This is a genomic window from Atribacterota bacterium (assembly GCA_028717805.1).
Taxonomy (GTDB): Bacteria; Atribacterota; Phoenicimicrobiia; order Phoenicimicrobiales; family Stramentimicrobiaceae; genus Stramentimicrobium.
On record JAQUNC010000044.1, the window covers coordinates 1 to 16,583 of the forward strand.

General features: G+C 35.2%; 18 protein-coding genes, 1 pseudogene and 1 riboswitch. Of the genes and pseudogenes, 1 reads left to right on the forward strand and 18 read right to left on the reverse strand.

Translation table 11 applies throughout. The features are described from left to right. Positions 1-12 precede the first annotated feature (12 nt). Positions 13-106, reverse strand: a riboswitch (cyclic di-GMP riboswitch). A 221-nt stretch (positions 107-327) separates the two neighbouring features. The 17 genes and pseudogenes from PHD84_09005 to PHD84_09085 form a co-directional block, all read right to left on the reverse strand. After that, positions 328-897 carry a hypothetical protein gene (locus PHD84_09005; GenBank protein MDD5637935.1) on the reverse strand — a complete coding sequence of 190 codons (570 nt, stop codon included), beginning with the start codon at positions 895-897 and terminating at the stop codon, positions 328-330. A 337-nt stretch (positions 898-1,234) separates the two neighbouring features. After that, positions 1,235-2,077, reverse strand: a complete 843-nt coding sequence (locus PHD84_09010; GenBank protein ID MDD5637936.1) for an MliC family protein — start codon at positions 2,075-2,077, stop codon at positions 1,235-1,237. A 137-nt stretch (positions 2,078-2,214) separates the two neighbouring features. Beyond that, positions 2,215-2,425 (reverse strand): annotated as a pseudogene (locus tag PHD84_09015) (DUF1905 domain-containing protein). A gap of 108 nt (positions 2,426-2,533) precedes the next feature. Then, complete coding sequence (locus PHD84_09020; GenBank protein MDD5637937.1) at positions 2,534-3,109, reverse strand: right-handed parallel beta-helix repeat-containing protein; 576 nt, start codon at positions 3,107-3,109, stop codon at positions 2,534-2,536. A gap of 260 nt (positions 3,110-3,369) precedes the next feature. Continuing rightward, a complete protein-coding gene (locus tag PHD84_09025) occupies positions 3,370-4,467 on the reverse strand; it encodes an AI-2E family transporter (protein ID MDD5637938.1) in 1,098 nt (365 codons plus the stop codon). Positions 4,468-4,611: 144 nt separating this feature from the next. After that, positions 4,612-6,354 carry an InlB B-repeat-containing protein gene (locus tag PHD84_09030; GenBank protein ID MDD5637939.1) on the reverse strand — a complete coding sequence of 581 codons (1,743 nt, stop codon included), beginning with the start codon at positions 6,352-6,354 and terminating at the stop codon, positions 4,612-4,614. Positions 6,355-6,665: 311 nt separating this feature from the next. Next, a complete protein-coding gene (locus PHD84_09035; protein MDD5637940.1) occupies positions 6,666-7,220 on the reverse strand; it encodes a class I SAM-dependent methyltransferase in 555 nt (184 codons plus the stop codon). Positions 7,221-7,235: 15 nt separating this feature from the next. Continuing rightward, positions 7,236-7,445: a hypothetical protein gene (locus tag PHD84_09040; protein MDD5637941.1), complete on the reverse strand. Its 210-nt coding sequence runs from the start codon at positions 7,443-7,445 to the stop codon at positions 7,236-7,238. 261 nt (positions 7,446-7,706) lie between these two features. After that, on the reverse strand, positions 7,707-7,904 hold the full coding sequence (locus PHD84_09045) for a hypothetical protein (protein ID MDD5637942.1): 198 nt from the start codon (positions 7,902-7,904) through the stop codon (positions 7,707-7,709). 42 nt (positions 7,905-7,946) lie between these two features. Beyond that, positions 7,947-8,513, reverse strand: coding sequence for a hypothetical protein (locus PHD84_09050; protein ID MDD5637943.1), 567 nt, complete (start codon positions 8,511-8,513; stop codon positions 7,947-7,949). Positions 8,514-8,897: 384 nt separating this feature from the next. Continuing rightward, positions 8,898-9,041 carry a hypothetical protein gene (locus PHD84_09055; protein MDD5637944.1) on the reverse strand — a complete coding sequence of 48 codons (144 nt, stop codon included), beginning with the start codon at positions 9,039-9,041 and terminating at the stop codon, positions 8,898-8,900. Positions 9,042-9,212: 171 nt separating this feature from the next. After that, positions 9,213-9,395 (reverse strand): hypothetical protein, encoded by a 183-nt coding sequence (locus PHD84_09060; GenBank protein ID MDD5637945.1) that lies wholly within the window; start codon positions 9,393-9,395, stop codon positions 9,213-9,215. A gap of 186 nt (positions 9,396-9,581) precedes the next feature. Further along, positions 9,582-11,261, reverse strand: a complete 1,680-nt coding sequence (locus PHD84_09065) for a mucoidy inhibitor MuiA family protein (GenBank protein MDD5637946.1) — start codon at positions 11,259-11,261, stop codon at positions 9,582-9,584. A gap of 475 nt (positions 11,262-11,736) precedes the next feature. Further along, entirely contained in the window at positions 11,737-12,261 is a 525-nt protein-coding gene (locus PHD84_09070) for a hypothetical protein (protein ID MDD5637947.1), read from the reverse strand. 121 nt (positions 12,262-12,382) lie between these two features. Further along, positions 12,383-13,558: a LuxR C-terminal-related transcriptional regulator gene (locus PHD84_09075; protein ID MDD5637948.1), complete on the reverse strand. Its 1,176-nt coding sequence runs from the start codon at positions 13,556-13,558 to the stop codon at positions 12,383-12,385. A 315-nt stretch (positions 13,559-13,873) separates the two neighbouring features. After that, positions 13,874-14,110, reverse strand: coding sequence for a hypothetical protein (locus tag PHD84_09080; protein ID MDD5637949.1), 237 nt, complete (start codon positions 14,108-14,110; stop codon positions 13,874-13,876). Positions 14,111-14,176: 66 nt separating this feature from the next. Next, entirely contained in the window at positions 14,177-14,569 is a 393-nt protein-coding gene (locus PHD84_09085; GenBank protein ID MDD5637950.1) for a flavodoxin family protein, read from the reverse strand. Between the two features lie 415 nt (positions 14,570-14,984). On the opposite strand from PHD84_09085, the gene PHD84_09090 reads away from it, so the two are divergent. Next, positions 14,985-16,217, forward strand: a complete 1,233-nt coding sequence (locus PHD84_09090) for a radical SAM protein (protein ID MDD5637951.1) — start codon at positions 14,985-14,987, stop codon at positions 16,215-16,217. Between the two features lie 205 nt (positions 16,218-16,422). Here the strand turns inward: PHD84_09090 and PHD84_09095 are convergent. Further along, a partial coding sequence (locus tag PHD84_09095) for a YdeI/OmpD-associated family protein (protein ID MDD5637952.1) occupies positions 16,423-16,583 on the reverse strand: 161 nt, incomplete at its 5' end.

Here is a 16,583-nt window from a genome sequence, read left to right on the forward strand (position 1 = left end):
TATAGATAGAATGCAGGCAGTCCGACAGTCTCATTGGGGGAGACGTATGGATGCGGGACCCGTGACTTTGTGTCCCATCGTTTACGATGGTTAACCTTTCTCAGCTTGGAGCTTTTTTGTTTAGATAGCCATACCTCCTTTTATCTAGCTATGCTGATATTTATACTTTTTACATTATTTTAAATATACTATCATTATTTTTATAAATCAATTATTTTATAAGATTTTTTATTTTTTACAGGATACAATTTCCAGCAATCTAATCCACTTCGCAGTTAAACAGAGAACCGTCCCCCGTATCACTTCCCCCGTATCACTTCCCCCGTATCACTTGAATTCCTCCAGGATTTTATGGTTCCATACCTGGGCTTCGATATAAGGAGCAAGACTATCCGGAAGATTCGTATGCCAGTTATCTTCAGGTATGCCCTTTTCTCTTATGATGGAAAGTATTTCCGATACGGTAAATACTTTTCCGTGATAATCAGCCATATAGTATTTTTTGGGTTTCTCCCGAACAAACCACAGGGATATCATGCTATCCGGGTAAGTAAAACTGACATCGTATTCCGAAAATACTGAGAGAGGTATGCGTATTTCTCCATGCAGATCTGGATTTGGAGAATTTTTTACCATCCATCTGGATGTCCCAAGCACCATGGGAATCGGATATGTATGCTGGGGTCGTCCTCCTTTTTTCTTAAACTCATTATATACCCATTTCTCCGTTTCCCTTCGATTATGCAAATATTGGTTGGGATTCTGAAATCTTTCCCCAAAAACGGTCTTGCTGTAAAGCTCTTTCATGATTTTTATGGCTTCCTCATCAGATAGGGTTGATAAGCTACGAAATGGTTCTGTACCAAGCTTATAGTAATAGGTCAAATAATCTATCATAAATTCTTCTCCCAAACAACAACCTGCAACCTGGGGTCAGGTCTTGAATTATCATTTAACATCAGTTACTATCTTTATATATGATATACATATACTAATACAATGTTACTTATTGTAGTATAATGTTATATATGTTATTAAGTAACCTATTTTAAGTTAAAGCCATGCTTTTGTTTTGCCTGGTATATTTTCATTCCCTTTTTGTTGGTAGCTTGAAATACCTTATACCAGGAGAGAATACTTGTTCTATAATTAAGAGAAATGTGTTTGCTATAGAGAACTGTTCTTCATCTTACTCCATATCAATTATCAAAGTGAGTTTAAATTAGAAAATAGTCTATTCCAAAGAAGAATCACCTGAAGTGAAAGAAATGCTTTCTGCTATTTCATTTATAGTATTACCTATATCAAAAGTTTCCCTCTCTGTAAAGCATTCTATTCTTTTAGGTTCCGGATAATGAGAACAATTTGAGAAACGCAATACAAAATTAATGGAAATCAGATTCCCTTTATAAATTACAAAGTAGGTATAGTCTGTATATACTGAGCCTGCTGCTCCTTCACTTTCGGCTCTAATGCAATAATTTCTTCCATTAATATTTTGCTTATAAAATCTCCTGGAAAAACTGCTCTCTTCAGGACTTGTCTGGCATGCTAATTCTTCGTTTTTTATTTCTATTTCCCAAGGCCAATCATTTTTATTAGTAAGGATTTTTATCTCTGGGGGCCATTTCTGAAAAGAAACATATTCTGCTTCTAAATATTCTGGGGCTTGGAATATAATGTCATTTGATTTAAATTCTTTCCAATCATCACTTCCTTTATCAAGCACACAGTTTTGCGCTACTATTTCTCCATCAATTTCTAAAATTACTTCACCTTGATGCTCCCAAAAAACTATTGACTCATCGTCATTAGCATATCGGGATCCAGAACCACTTATGACTCTTTGCAGAATATAGTTTTGACCATTAAACAACAGTATTGCTTCATTGTTTTTATTATCGTATCTTATCTTAATTTCATCTCCACACGGACAAGAAAAAACAAAATAATCAGTTGTTCCTGGATAACTTTCCTCATATTTTTGTTCCAATTCGTTTTTACTATTTAAATCAATACCAGCAACTATGATAACCAAAAACAAAATAACTAATATTATTACAGTTTTCTTCTTCATATTTTAATTATAGCACCTATTTATTAAATAAAGCTCTAAAAGTAATTCTTAAACCAGATGTTTTTCTATTGCCTGGCTTATTAAAACCGCTTTCTATATCATCTTTCTTTTATTGTTACTTTCAAGACATCACCAGGTCATTTGCCAATTTTAGTACGAATATCCTTGCGTAATCCTATGATATAACATATCGAACCATCATTATTTTGATCCCATATTCACGATGCTCCCATCATATGGCACTCCATCAAAAATGGCATAGGCTTTTAATCTTCCCTTTTTGGACTCCTTCTTCAAATCATAAGGAAATTTGACATAAGCACAGTTGATGTCAGGAACTTTCTCTATAACAGTTTCAAATTCATAGAAAACTTTTTTTCTTATCACTTAAGTTAAATAATATCTTTGAGATATTATTATCAAACTAGTACAACGCTATATTCCTTTATATTTATATCATGGGCATGTATCATAAACATAATTATTAGAATAATACATTGGAAAAATCTGATCTAAATCACAGATGTTACTCCATATAGTACTAAAATTGTCTTTATCAGAAAAATATGTACCCCCGATTACAGGTGGAATATCATAATAAGTATCTGGAACCATATAAATCCCTCCGTATAGCTTCGCTGTGTTATAAGCAATAAAATTGCCTATAATAACAGGGACGTTGCCCGCACAAGATTCTATAGAAATTCCACCACCTACAGTTTCTGCTATGTTGTAAGTAATGATATTTCCTTTTATAATGGAAGAGCTGTTTCTAAGAACCTCAATACCTCCACCAGAAAATGATTCATTGTATTTAATGGTATTGTCCAGAATAATTGCTGAACTATCATCAACATAGATTCCTCCTCCTGCATTATTTTGAATGACATTTTTCTGAACAGTGGGTGAACAACCATTTATTTTTATCCCACCACCCAGACCTTCCTCTCCGTTTTGAATGGTAAACCTTTCTATGGTAATATTGTCACTATATTCAATTGAAAGCACACTCCCATTTCCTCCACCATCAATAATGGTCGTTGCTACAATATCTGGATCTGAAGGATCATTGCTTCTGGGGTTATGCCATTCTTATACTTAAATTTGATGTTTTCCAGATATATTTCAGGGCAGACGAAGTTAATCCAGATTAATATTTTTCAAGATACAAAAAGAATGCTTAGTTGTTATGATAATTACTTTTACCTTCGATCTATGCGATCTTTTTTATATATTTCTGATATAAAGATGATAAAGAGGTTTCTTTTGGCAACCTTCAGAATGATTGATTTTCAAGATTGATTAAGTAATTTGTAGATTGTTGCTACAATAGGAACTCCTAACAAAATTCCTAAAAAACCCATTAGTCCCGTTCCCACAACAATTGCAGCAAATACCCATATTCCAGGAAGGCCAATTGTATCACCTACAATTTTTGGATAAATAAAATTACTTTCAATTTGTTGTAAGATAATAATAAATATTAAGAAAATAACTGCACTAAACCAATCAACAACTATAATTAATAGAATGCCAAAGGCTGCCCCTATATAAGCTCCCACCATTGGAATAATAGAAGATAATCCAACTACAGAGCCAATAGTAGTTGGGTAAGGTAATCTCAATATTATCATGCCGATAGTGCATAGAATACCTAATATAACTGCTTCTTTAAATTGTCCCAGAAAAAAACTGGAAAATGTATCATTTGTTATTTTTATAATTTTAGCTAATCGTTCTCTTGTTTTACTGCTCAAATAAGTATTACTTAATTTCTGATAATTCTTTTTCACAGTATTTTTATCAAACAAAATATATATACTAAATATTATTGCTAGCACAAATTCAATAATTTTACCAAAAACAATCCCAATAAAAGATACCGAGCCAAACGTCCAGCTGTTCATAATTTCCAGACTTTTATTTAGTGCAGCTTCACCACTTATATCCAACTCCTTAATTCTCTGTTTGATAATTGGGTATTTTTCTGAATGACCTATAATCCATTCTACAGTTTTCTCGTACATTGTTGGCAATTGAGTCGACAATAAATGGATAAATTGACTTATTTGGGGAATCAGAATGTACAAAAACAAAAATAATACTAATACAACCGTAAATATAGATAAAAAAATACATACGGTCCTGCGGGTCTTTAAAATAAACCCATTGCAGCTATTGGGAAAATATATTCTCTCATACCTACTGACAATTATATTTAATACGAAAGCAATGCCTGCACCAAGAAACAAAGGCGATATTATCCCCCAAATGAATTTTATCAGGTTAATAAAGCTGTTAAAATTTAAAACTATTAAAAGAATTACAGCTATTTGTATAATTAACCTGGTTGTTGTTTTATAGAAATCATTATTTTCATTTGGTGACATCTAGAATCCTTTGCATTTTAAGTAAGTATTTGTGCATATTTTAGCATTTTCCTAAAAAGGAGTCTATAAAAAAGGTGGTTTAAAAGGTCAGGAATAATAGACTCCTTATATTTCTGCCTGTTGAAATCCGATTCCGATGTCCTTTTATTTTCGTAATTCTATACTGTATACACTTATTCTTGAATCATCACCACTTTGAAAACTATTATCATCCCTGGCATGCACTCTGATATAGTAACTACCGCTAAGACTACTGACATTTAAAGTATTTGTGCTTCTATCAAATTTTCTATTTCTTTCCAGTCTTGCATCAGCATCAGTATCATAATTACCATGTTTGGAAGATGATGAAACGACCAGATAACTCATATTTCTGTCGTAATCATCACCAGTATTGCTCCAATCAATAACTATGCTATTAATGCATGTAAGGTCTATCGGATAATCTGTAACATAAGACCTTTCGGCAAATGCACCATAATCTCCAGCTGTTAAATATAAATAATTATTATCTTTGCTATAGTAGCCTGATCCTTCGATATACCCATAAGTCCAATAATGATCATACTCATCTCCATTGTAAATATACCCGGGCGCACATCTAAAATTAGCAGTTACTAGGGCAGCTTCTGCGGGCATGGTGAAGGTGGTACTGGCACTGGTGGCATCCTCAAAGGTGCCAACTGACGTAGTACTCCAGTTGATAAATTCATACCCAGCTTTTGCAACTGCCGAGATACTCAACAACATACCTTCAGTATAGGGACTGGTGCTTGTGTTATCTATTACCGTTCCGCTTCCTATCGGATTGACGGCCATGGTCAAGGCATAAGTAGGCACAAAGTTAGCGGTATAGTTTACATTGGCAGCAGCCATGGTAAAGTCATGGATGGAATGTGTAGAAACGATCGCATTACCGTTATCATCATCAGTCCAATTCACAAAAATAAAACCAGTATTAGGAGTAGCTATAATCTGAACTGCGTCACTCACATGATAGATTCCCTCACCGGTTGCTGTACCGGAATTTATAGGAGTAACAGATAAGGCAAGAGAGTAATCAACAGCTAGCCACTGAGCATAGACGGTGATGTCATCTGTTATAAATGTTGATCCGGTAAATTCGGTTCCAGATCCATCTGATTCTGTATTCCAGCTGGTGAAGGTATAATTAGCCCTGATTGGTGGTGTGGGCAATGTCCCTAAACTCTGCCCGCTTTTTTTCTTCATAGTGATTGGATTTGCTGTTGTATCACCGCCATTTTCATCAAATGTTACAGTGTAGGTTGGGATTGGTGGTGGGCTAGGAGTGGGTGATGGTACTGGTGGATGCAGGAAATCCTGGATAGCCTTAGCAACCTGGATTGAGATGGTGGGATCTCCCCCACCCTCTATAATACGACAAACTACACTAGAAACATCACTAAAACAAGGATCAGCCATTATGATAGCACAATCAATTTCAGAAAGAAGTGCTCCTTCTTCGAGTATAGCCTGGACAATAAGAGCAGCAGCAGTGCTTAGACAATCAACTGTCCCCAAGTCATACTCTGTGCCGGCTTCTACCACACATGTCAACTGCTCTAACCTTACTCTCTTTTTGACCACTTCTAAGAGATAGGGACCGCCAGCAGGTACCAGAACCTGATAGTAGCCTTCTCCATCAGTGATTGCGATGGCTATCACCTGTGATGTAACAGGATCAATAATATGGACTGCGGCATAGGGAAGAGTCTCTCCGGTTAAGCTTTTGCTCTGTGTCCCTACCGGGACCAGGGCCTGTCCTTTCAGGATACCCTCGTTGAGGTGAGGTGTAGGCAGGCAGCTGCCTAATAATAAAGATAAAAGCAATATCAAAAGAAAAAGTAAATTATTTTTCTTTATCAATATAAACCTCCTAAAATTACATAATCTAAGAATAATCTAAGAAAAGAGATAATACTCTTCTGGTAATACGGGCTATATCCCGGGCATAATAAATTCTCCTGGAGTAGGATTTTGTATAATTATACCCTAAATTATCAAAGAAAAAATGTCAACCAGAAAATTATCTTCTGTATTTATTTTTATCTTTACAACGACTCTACTGGCTAACTATTCTGCTATTTGTTTAGCTGCTTAAAAAGGAGTAATATCGCTGACGGCGATTTCATATTTTTCTTATATCAAACAGAAAACATTTCCCTTTAATTATTTTTTTAAAGTTTTCTTGCGCCTGTGGCAATAGACGTCGGCGAAAACCGATTAAGCAATGTTGCCTCATCTGACCAGGAATCTTCATAAAACCCAATTATGGCAAAACCAGCCGCTATCTGCCCGTCAATCTGGGTATTCAATGAATGACTGAACTGTGCCGGGTTTTTATTCGCTTCCCATTGAGTTCTTTGGCTGTTGTTAAGATCATGAGGTTCTGAAAATGGTAATTTTCTTTTTACAATTAATTCCCCGCACTTTTCTGCTTCTTCATGGTCAAATAGAAAAAAAGAGGGATTCATAACCCCTGCCAGCAGGTCTCCACCGTTTTTTAAAATACGGTGACACTCTGACCAAACTGTTGTTACATCAGGGACAAAGACATTGGAAATCGGATGGAATATCAGGTCAAAACTTTCATCAGCAAATTCACAAAGGCTTGCCATATCACCCTGGACACTGCGTATCTGAAGCCTGTCACGTTTTGCAACATCACAATCTTTCTTAAGCTGCTCTTCAGAAAGGTCAAAGCTGACTACTTTTGCACCCGCAGCCGCCAATATCGGTGCCTGCTGTCACCCCTCCCCTGAAGCCAGACACAGAACATTTTTATCAATTAAGTTACCAAACCAGTAATTTGGCACAGGCTTATTGGGTGTAAGTATTACCTGCCAGCTACCCTTGCGGGCAGATTCAATAATATTCGGAGAAACCGGTGTAGACCATCTGCTTCCCTGTGAAGATTCCAGATTCCATGTTTGTCTGTTATGTTCAATTATATCCATGTTCATTCTCAAATTTTATTAAATATTAAACTGGGAGTAACTCTAAATTTACTTATTATATCTATGGTTAAATATAAATACAAGTCATAAGACATCGAACAAAAAACAATTCCCTATTTAACTTACTCTTAAATGATTTTTTCTGATGAGTCACAAAAGATAATTTACCAATTCATCGCACCGGGGATTATTCTCGGTCATAAGTGGATACTTTTATTACATCATCAGCGTTTAGGATAATTGTTTAATTAAACAAAGATGTTATTTTTTTGTGAAACCAACTTTTTTGGCATAGCCATCATGTAAGCCTATAACAAGTTTTAACATAAACTCTCTTTGTGAGAGATCCAATTCCTCGGCCTTACTTGTAATATAATCTTCAAAATCTTGGTATTTGAAATTTAAGACCTGGGTAAGAGCATCCAGGTGGAAGTGCCAGTTGGCAAGGAATGTAGCCACATATTTTTCCCCTGTACCATCGTATCTCCTCTTACTATTTTGCTATTCAAGTAATTCAACACTATATACATTGATTGTAGATCTACCACTCCATCCATCATCTATGGCATGAATTCTAATATAATAAGTGCCTGTTAAAGTGCTGACATCTATAGTATCAATTCTTCTGGTGAAAGATTTTATCCTTTCTAAATTTATATCATTATTATTATAACTACCAAACTTTGAAGATGCTGACACAACAAGATAACTTTTATTATTTTCGCCATCCCAGCCGATATTTTCCCAGTCTATAACTATACTATTGATGCAGGTGAGGTCTACCGGATTATCAGTAACGTAACTTCTTTCTGAGGTTCCTCTAACGTGATCAGCATTTAGATAGATGCTATCTGTATACAGATATTGACTTCCGTCTCCGATGCTATAACCGTTAACCCAGATAGGATTATAAGTACTTCCATTATAGATATAACCGGTTTGTGGACATTCAGTGCCTGTAATATCCTCTGGCATATCGTATGGAGGGAAGAACCCTTCACAGCCGCTAAAATAAATTATAATGAGAGATAATATAATGAAAGACAAGAACTTACGGATATTTTTCATAGGAAAACTCCTTCTTATTATTTAAATTTACTTTTTAACTTTTTACTTAAAAATCTATATCTACTTCGTCTACTATCCACCACACATCAGCAGCTCCGCCATAATATGATAATCCCCTGGTCCCAAATTCAGCTTTAGTGCTGTTTGAACCACCGCATCCCATAACAGTTCTGTTAACTTGAGCATCTACTATTGCCCTGGGATTGCCTAACTTATCCTATTCAAAAGATATATCATTGATACCCGAATATACATCAATAATTAGATTTGTACATAATCGTCTAAGCAAAATAATTTTTCACAATATGGTTCGACAAATTGTTTATAACCATTCTCACTGCAATACCAATATGCATTCCACCCGTCTTGGGCATTAATTGCCGCCTAAAAGCTATCTACTGCATCTTCAACTCTCTTGGTTTCTAACTCTATATCTATTTCAGTATTACTGACAATAATAGAATCACAACCGGATAAAAACAAAGCAAATAACAAAAAGATAGAAAAGTATAATATTTTTTTATTCAAAATAGTCCTCCTGCATGTATTTAAAATTAACTTTAATATTTTAGCATACAGTTTTGTATAATAACAGAGCCAAACAAAAATAAATATAACAAACAGGAACAAACAAATACAATCAAACAGGAGGCGTTTCTCTGTGTCAGCCTCTTCTAATCTAGTACAAAGGTAATCCTGTTAATCTGCCAGCTGCCTTAGAAAACAGTTATCTAATTCTTCGAGGTAGTTCAATGCTTTTAAGACCAGCTGATCAAGTTCTTTACCAAACAGAATTTCTCTTCTTGTATTAAGCATAAATTTTATAGGTGCTTTTTCTGCAGTATTTGGTGAGGGCATTGAAGAATCTTTCATAATCAACATCAGAGGAGAAGATGCTTTGTTGATTGATACCTCTGGCTATAATGTGATGGGTTCCAGTACTGCTTTTAATACGGTCAGCTATAGGTATTAGAGTTCCTCTTGTAATGAGATAATTTGTAAAAATTCTATAATATCAGAGAAAAGATGTCAAACAGAAAACCTTCCCCCGTGTTTTCCTGTGTTTTATCAGTCAACCAGCCCGACAATCTGCATATCTCTAGGATGAATCACCGAATAAACGATACCAATTTCGATTTTATCATGAGGTTCCAACAAATATTCCCACATCCAAACTCCCTTTTTATCGTTCCAATCCTTCACTTTAGGTTCTGGCGTAACCTGATCAATGTTAATTTGTATTCGATCATCTTCGGAGATAGGAACCGTTTCAAAAATTTCAATAAATGAATTCATATCCTGAAAATTTTCTACTGTGATTTTATATTCATATTTTGTGGTTATCTTCAAAGATGGTATATTTGCAATCACTGTCTGATCCCTAAATTTCTTTAAAAGTTCTCTTTTCACTTTTACATTTTCGGCAATACCCAAAGAAAGATCAAAATCTTCTCCCGGAGGGATATAACCAATGGCAGTATCTCCTGTAAAACCACTATCTAAAAAGATATTCACTTGACCCGGCAATAAAGGAATGGCTAAGTCATTTTCCAGAAAAGTATTAAAATATACAAAAGGATTTCCCCTGGGAAAAGTCTTATAGTTAAATGCACCTGACATTTCTTGTTCAGAAATTAATATTTTTTCCTGCTTGCTACCCGAATAGATAGAAGTCTTTTCCGGAATATTAAAAGTTACACTGGTGCCACCATATTCAACAGGCACTGAAAATTCCTGTTCCGCTACAGCACTCATAGAAACCGCGTCTGTATCTTCCCGGAATGCCATTGGAGCTTCCATTTTTTGACCTATTCTTTGATCAGGCTGATAAGGTCTTAAAATCCAAGGCACTATCGGAGGTAATTGTCCTGAAATAGTTGGCCTGGCAGTGGATAGGAATAAAGATACATCCTTCCAATCGGTCCCGGTGGCTTGTCTGACCAAAGCATAGGTTATGAAATCAATCCGATTTTCACTGATATCTATCCTCGCATCATAAACAGGTTCCCAACTTACCTCCCCGCTGATAAAATAGGATAAAATAATACTAAAATTACTTTTCCGTAAGACTTCTAAGTCTACAGATATGACTTTTTTTGTTTCTCTTTGACTATCGGAAATTAGGAGAATCTGCTTTTGCAAGTAATCAATCTTTGCCTGATTTGTCTCAAGTTCAAAATCGCAGATCAGGGTTTGGTTATAATTTTCCTTTAGCTTGTCATTTAAAAAAGTATAGATATCTTCCAACTGTTCAGTTGAGGGTATGAGGGTTGAAGTGTTCCCGGAGTTTCCGTACATCCTTTGGTCTTGAAAAAGATAGATAATGGAATTTAAAAATTCTTTCTTATCGCTCAAACCGCTCTTCTCATTTGTGATTCTTTTATTTTCTCTCTCCAGATTGCTGATTTCATTCTGCAATTGCCTTATTTTTTCTTCTGGTTCTTCCGACAAAATTTCCGTTTCGATGCTAACCCCGGTAACTTTCGCGTTCTCCTTCCCTGTCTGTAAAGTTTCTACATTAATTGTTTTTTCATCAAATACTTCTAAAATATTATCAAAGATGACGCGGTAACGCCCCTGGTCCAGTTCGACCTTCCCTTCTCTCACGATCATCGCTGATTGAGGATAAACATAGACTTGACTTATCTTGGAATCTATCCAAATATCTTGTAGAATAGCCATCGATTGAAATTGAAGAGGGATAACTAAAAAGGTCAAGAATACTATTAAATAAATGATTCTTTTCATTTTTTACCTCCTAAGATCTCTTGAAAAGTACACCTAACAGCATAAATAAGAACATTCTTTTTTGGAATCTAATTAACATTTGCCTTACCTCGTTTTAAATAATATTTTTTAGAAATTATAATTAGAAGTTAAATATTTCTATAATTGTTCATTAAAAAGACCTCTTTGTCAATTAAATATTAGAAATCAAAGAACAATCATTGTAAAATTAAGAAGAAATAGCCCACTCAAAGAGGAGATCTTGAAGCTGTAGGTCCCTTGATAAAACATAAAAATAGAAAGGGAGATATTATAATGACCTTGTCACAAAATTATTTTTTGCATAACAAAATTAATCGAAAAATAATAATAGATTGATTGTCCTGACAAATAACAAATTTTATAGAGTCCGAATCCTCGGCCTTACTTGTAATATAGTCTTCAAAATCCTGGTATTTTCCATTTACTTTTTTGCTTCTTAGTTAAAAATCTGTATCTAAAAAAGATCTATATCTACATTGTCTACATACCACCCATCTTCCCAATATGGTTCGATATCACAATATGTTAATTCCATGGTCCCAAATCTAGCTATTGTATTGTTTAAAATACCGCAGTTCATAATAGTTCTATTCACTTGAATATCTATTATTGCCCTGAGATTACCTGACTCATCCCATATAAAAGAAATATCCCGGATATAAGCATATATATCAACAATTACCTTAGTAGTACCACATACATGTTTAATATAATCGAGTTGTTCAAAATATGGATCGACAAACTGTTTGGTTGCTGGATATATTACAAAGCCATAATCAAACCCCGGAGAACAAGCCCAAGCAGCATGGTATTCGTCTTGAGAATCGATAAATGACCAAAAATTATGTACTGCATCTTCAACTCTCTTGGTTTCTAACTCTATATCTATTTCAGTATTGTCAACAATAATAGAATCACAACCGGATAAAAACAAGGCAAAAATAAAAAGAATAGAAAAGTAAAATATTTTTTTATTCAAAATAGTCCTCCTGGTTTTATAATTAACTTTAATGCTGTAGAAAAAAGAAAAATCTATTGTAAATATAGCACTTATTTTTACACCACAACAGAACCAAAAATGAACTATTTTGGACAGGTTTTTATGCAGATATGATGAATTGTTTCAAAGCCTTTCGGCTGGAGATATTTAACTTCTGATAAACCGATTGCAGATGCCCTTTGACAGTGCTGACCGAAATACCTAACCGTTTAGCACATTCGTGATTGTTAAATCCACCAACTACACTCAAAGCTACCTGATACTCCCGACGGGTTAGTAAGCTGGTAATATTTTTATGGGTAAGTATATTGTGAATTTTTAGCCAGGGAGGAGATATTTGCCGGTGCAAAGACAGTACTGGCGTCTGAAACCGGGGATAGGCTTTTTTAAGACATCTCTCCCCAATGCCCAGCAGAGAGGAGATGCTTTCAGCTACAGGTGAAATAAAGCCTTTTGGAAGACAGATATTCACCGCATGCAGCAATGTATCATATGCCTTATCCATGTTTTGCAGATAAACATACCCGTGGGCTAATATGATATAAAGATAAACATCTTGAATACCGGAACCGGAAGAAGAAGAAAAAGACAGTGTAGCTTCAGCAGTACTGACCAGTTGTTTTATCTGTCCTAATGCCAGCATACCTTTAGCACGCAAATAAAGAGCCATCGGGCAGGAAGAGTAAGGTAAATCATTCAACACGCCTTTTAAAATCCAGTCAGGGCAATTCTCTGGAACGTATGCGCTAAGAGCCAGCAAACCCTGAACGAGTTCAACCATGCGGCATATTCCAGGTGTATCTGAGTGTCTATGTCTTAATTCTTTCAATTTGTTCCAGGTAGCTTGAAAAGCCTTTAAGTCTCCTACTCCAATTTTTGCAGCTGTTGAGATAGCAAGGGCATGTAAATAACCCGGACTGTCATCTCTCACACCATCAATGCATCCCGCTGCTTTCTGATAATCACCTTGCATATATGCGATTTCACCTATTAATTGTTTTCTTTGCAAATTGTCTGTGGTTGAATCAATCATCTGCTGAACGCTATCCATTTGCATAATAGTACTATCCAGGAGAAAAAAATTCGGCCAATAGTGGCTTTTCTTTTCTGCAGAAGCAAGTCGTGGGTCTACAGGTTTAGACACCCCGGAGGGAATCATCCACATATGCCCCACACGTCTGGCACCGGATATTCTGCCCTCAGCACAATATACTTGTACTCGCCGCTGGCTAATACCCCAAAGCCTGGCAACTTCTTTGCTTGAAATTTCGGACATATGCTATATCCTTTTAGAAAATCCTATGATATTATTTCCTTTGCATCATTCATATTATATTCGTTTATGCGAATAGATACAAAAAAATTTTTAAAGTAAGATATCAGGGAGGTATTTTGCTAGCTAACTAACGCGGTACCTTTTCCCAGCTTCACAGGAGAGATTATATAGCCTAATCCTTTGCCTCTTCTTTGATTATTTTTAGAAGATTAGAAACTATGTGAGGTTGTGAAATCTAATTCTGTTAACACAGGATCTGATTCTCATTTCTTGATTATATTTGTTATATGTCAAATGTGAAAGCCCCATGTCTTCTCACACAAAGAACCGTCTCCTGTGTTCAGTCTGCTCCTCATCACTTATTAAAGGAAGGTGTAATTGATCTACTGTATCCTTGCTAACCTGACCGTTAATAACTATTTCCTCCCCTGCCTTTCTTAAAGTATCATAATAATTTTTAATATTCTTACTAACTAAAGGAGGTAAGTTTTCTAATGGCTCATTTAGGGCTTCTCCGCAATTACGGTAAACTTCTAAGAAAAAATTTTGCATCTTTCCAATTGCTCTTAATATATTAAAATTATGCTCTCCCGGAAATCCGGAATTTGCAATAAAAAATTACTGTGGAAATTTTTTAATCCTTCTCTTATGATAGAAGCTGCCATCTTCATTTTTATCGATATAAGGAGTTGCCAGGGGAAGAAAACGATCAGTAAAATTCTTTAATAATGCAGTCATGTACATACCGTATACTGGGGTAGCCATCCCTGCATAATCAGATTCCAGGAAAACATCCAATAGCTTTTCCATATCGTCATCAATAATACATTTACCTGGTGTCTTGCCCCAACAGATAAAACATCCCCGGCAATATTCGATGTTTTTTTCAATCAAAAAAATCTCTTCAGTTTGAGCCCCTGCAGATTCCGCCCCTTCTAACAAAGGTTGAACAATCTTATAGCTATTACTTTCTCTTCCTCGTGGACTTCCGTTGAAAACAGTTATTTTCATTGAGAAATACCTCCTTTAATTTAACAAGATATTATATCATAATTACATATTTCATTACATTTTTCCCTTGGAAGAAACTGAAGATTAAACTATATGATCCCTTATGCGAAGTTGAAAAAAGTTACCGAGTTATTGAGATAGTAAAACCTCCTCTGTGTTTTTTTAAAAGTGTCTATGTTAAATTATATCCAAACTTGTATTATAGTATATAGAAATAAAAAACTCTCAGCATTTGTGCTGAAGGGCTACAACTATGGTTAACTATGTTTGATCTACTTTTTTCTTAAAATTGTAACTATATATTCCTATTCCAGGATTACTATTTAAATATTATTAGCTATTTGGATTATTTAAACGCTTATGTTACAATTTTAAATATTTCTATAATATCAATCCTAGAGAGGGGGGGGATACTGTGGACCTTGAATATTGTTTTCCAAATCTACCAGAATTAAAAAACTTGAGAATTCTGGTAAATAATAATAATGGAAAAATCAGAGCTTCTTTACAAGGACACTATTCATTACGTACATGGTTTCTAGTCAAATCGTATTTTTTCTTTCATAGTAAAATCGGTTTTTTGTCAAAATTTAATGGGGGTAATGTAGCGTCTATGTACCTGCCTCCTATCCCCAGCCCAGCTCATTCACGAATGTTTGAAGCCTTCCTATCTTCTATCTTATATAAAAGACTCATCCCTATGGCAGTTACTATTGGTGTCACCAATTCCTGTCAATGCAGTTGTGTCCATTGTAGTGCCAAAGGGCGTTCTAAAACAGTTCCTGTTATGACTATTGATGAATTAAAAAACGTTACCCAGCAATGCCTGGATCTGGGTCTTACCAACTTCACTTTTACCGGCGGTGAGCCACTTCTCCGAACTGATTTAGAAGAAATTATATCATATATTTCTCCAAAACAAGCCATCTCAATCGTTTTTACCAATGCATTAGAGTTAACAACACAAAGAGCTCACTCATTAAAAAAGGCAGGATTATTTGGGGTCCATATTAGTCTTGATTCTTCTGAACCAGCAGAACATAATCGTTTGCGAGGTAAAAAAGGTGCTTTTCTATCTGTACAGGAAGGCGTTAAAAATGCTTTAAAGGCAGGACTAATGGTCGGCATCTCAACTTATGCAACACAAGAAAAAGCATTAGAGCATGATATCTTGCCTATTGCTGATCTTTGTGCCCAATGGGGTGTCCATGAAATTTCTGTCTTTGATGCCATACAAACGGGAAAACTGAAAGACCAAGAAGGTATCCTCCTTGATAAAAAAGCAAGACAGATTCTACTGGGTGATAGCAAGAAAATTAATCAAAAATACAAAGGAAAGCCTCGGATTATTACCCAAACATGGACCAATACTGGAAAAGGGTTTTCAAGATTTATAGGTTGTCTTGCTGCCAACTGGCAATTTCATATTACAGCACAAGGTGATTTTACTCCTTGTGATTTTACGCCACTTTCTTTTGGAAATATAAGGGAAGAATCTGTGAAAAACTTATGGGCAAAGATTTTACACCATCCTGCCTATTGTTTTCGGAGACAAACCTGTCGTATGCAGGACCCAGATTTTCGTAGTAAATATATTAAAACCATCCCAAAAAATGTTGATTTGCCTTATTCAATCTATAAGCTTTAAACATTAAACTTGATTTTTTAACTTGTTAATTACCAAACAATTAATTATTCACTTTATTATTCAAACAATCTAAACTTATAAAAACCTGGATTTATGAGCTATATAAAGTCAGATCTTGAATTATCAGTTTTCTTCTTCCTTTTCCACCTTCTAAGTTATTTACTTATAGTTGCAGCATGATACATAGAACCGTCCCCTGTGTTTTTTATGTTTTATCAATAAAGTTTGAGAGTCGCTTTTGAAACTCTTCTGGCCGGTTTCTGGCTGCTTCAATATAAGCAATACGGATTCTTTTATAGGAATCCGAAAATTGTTTATAGTTTTTCCAGATAGCTTTATCTTTCTTTATGGATTCAATAATGTCTT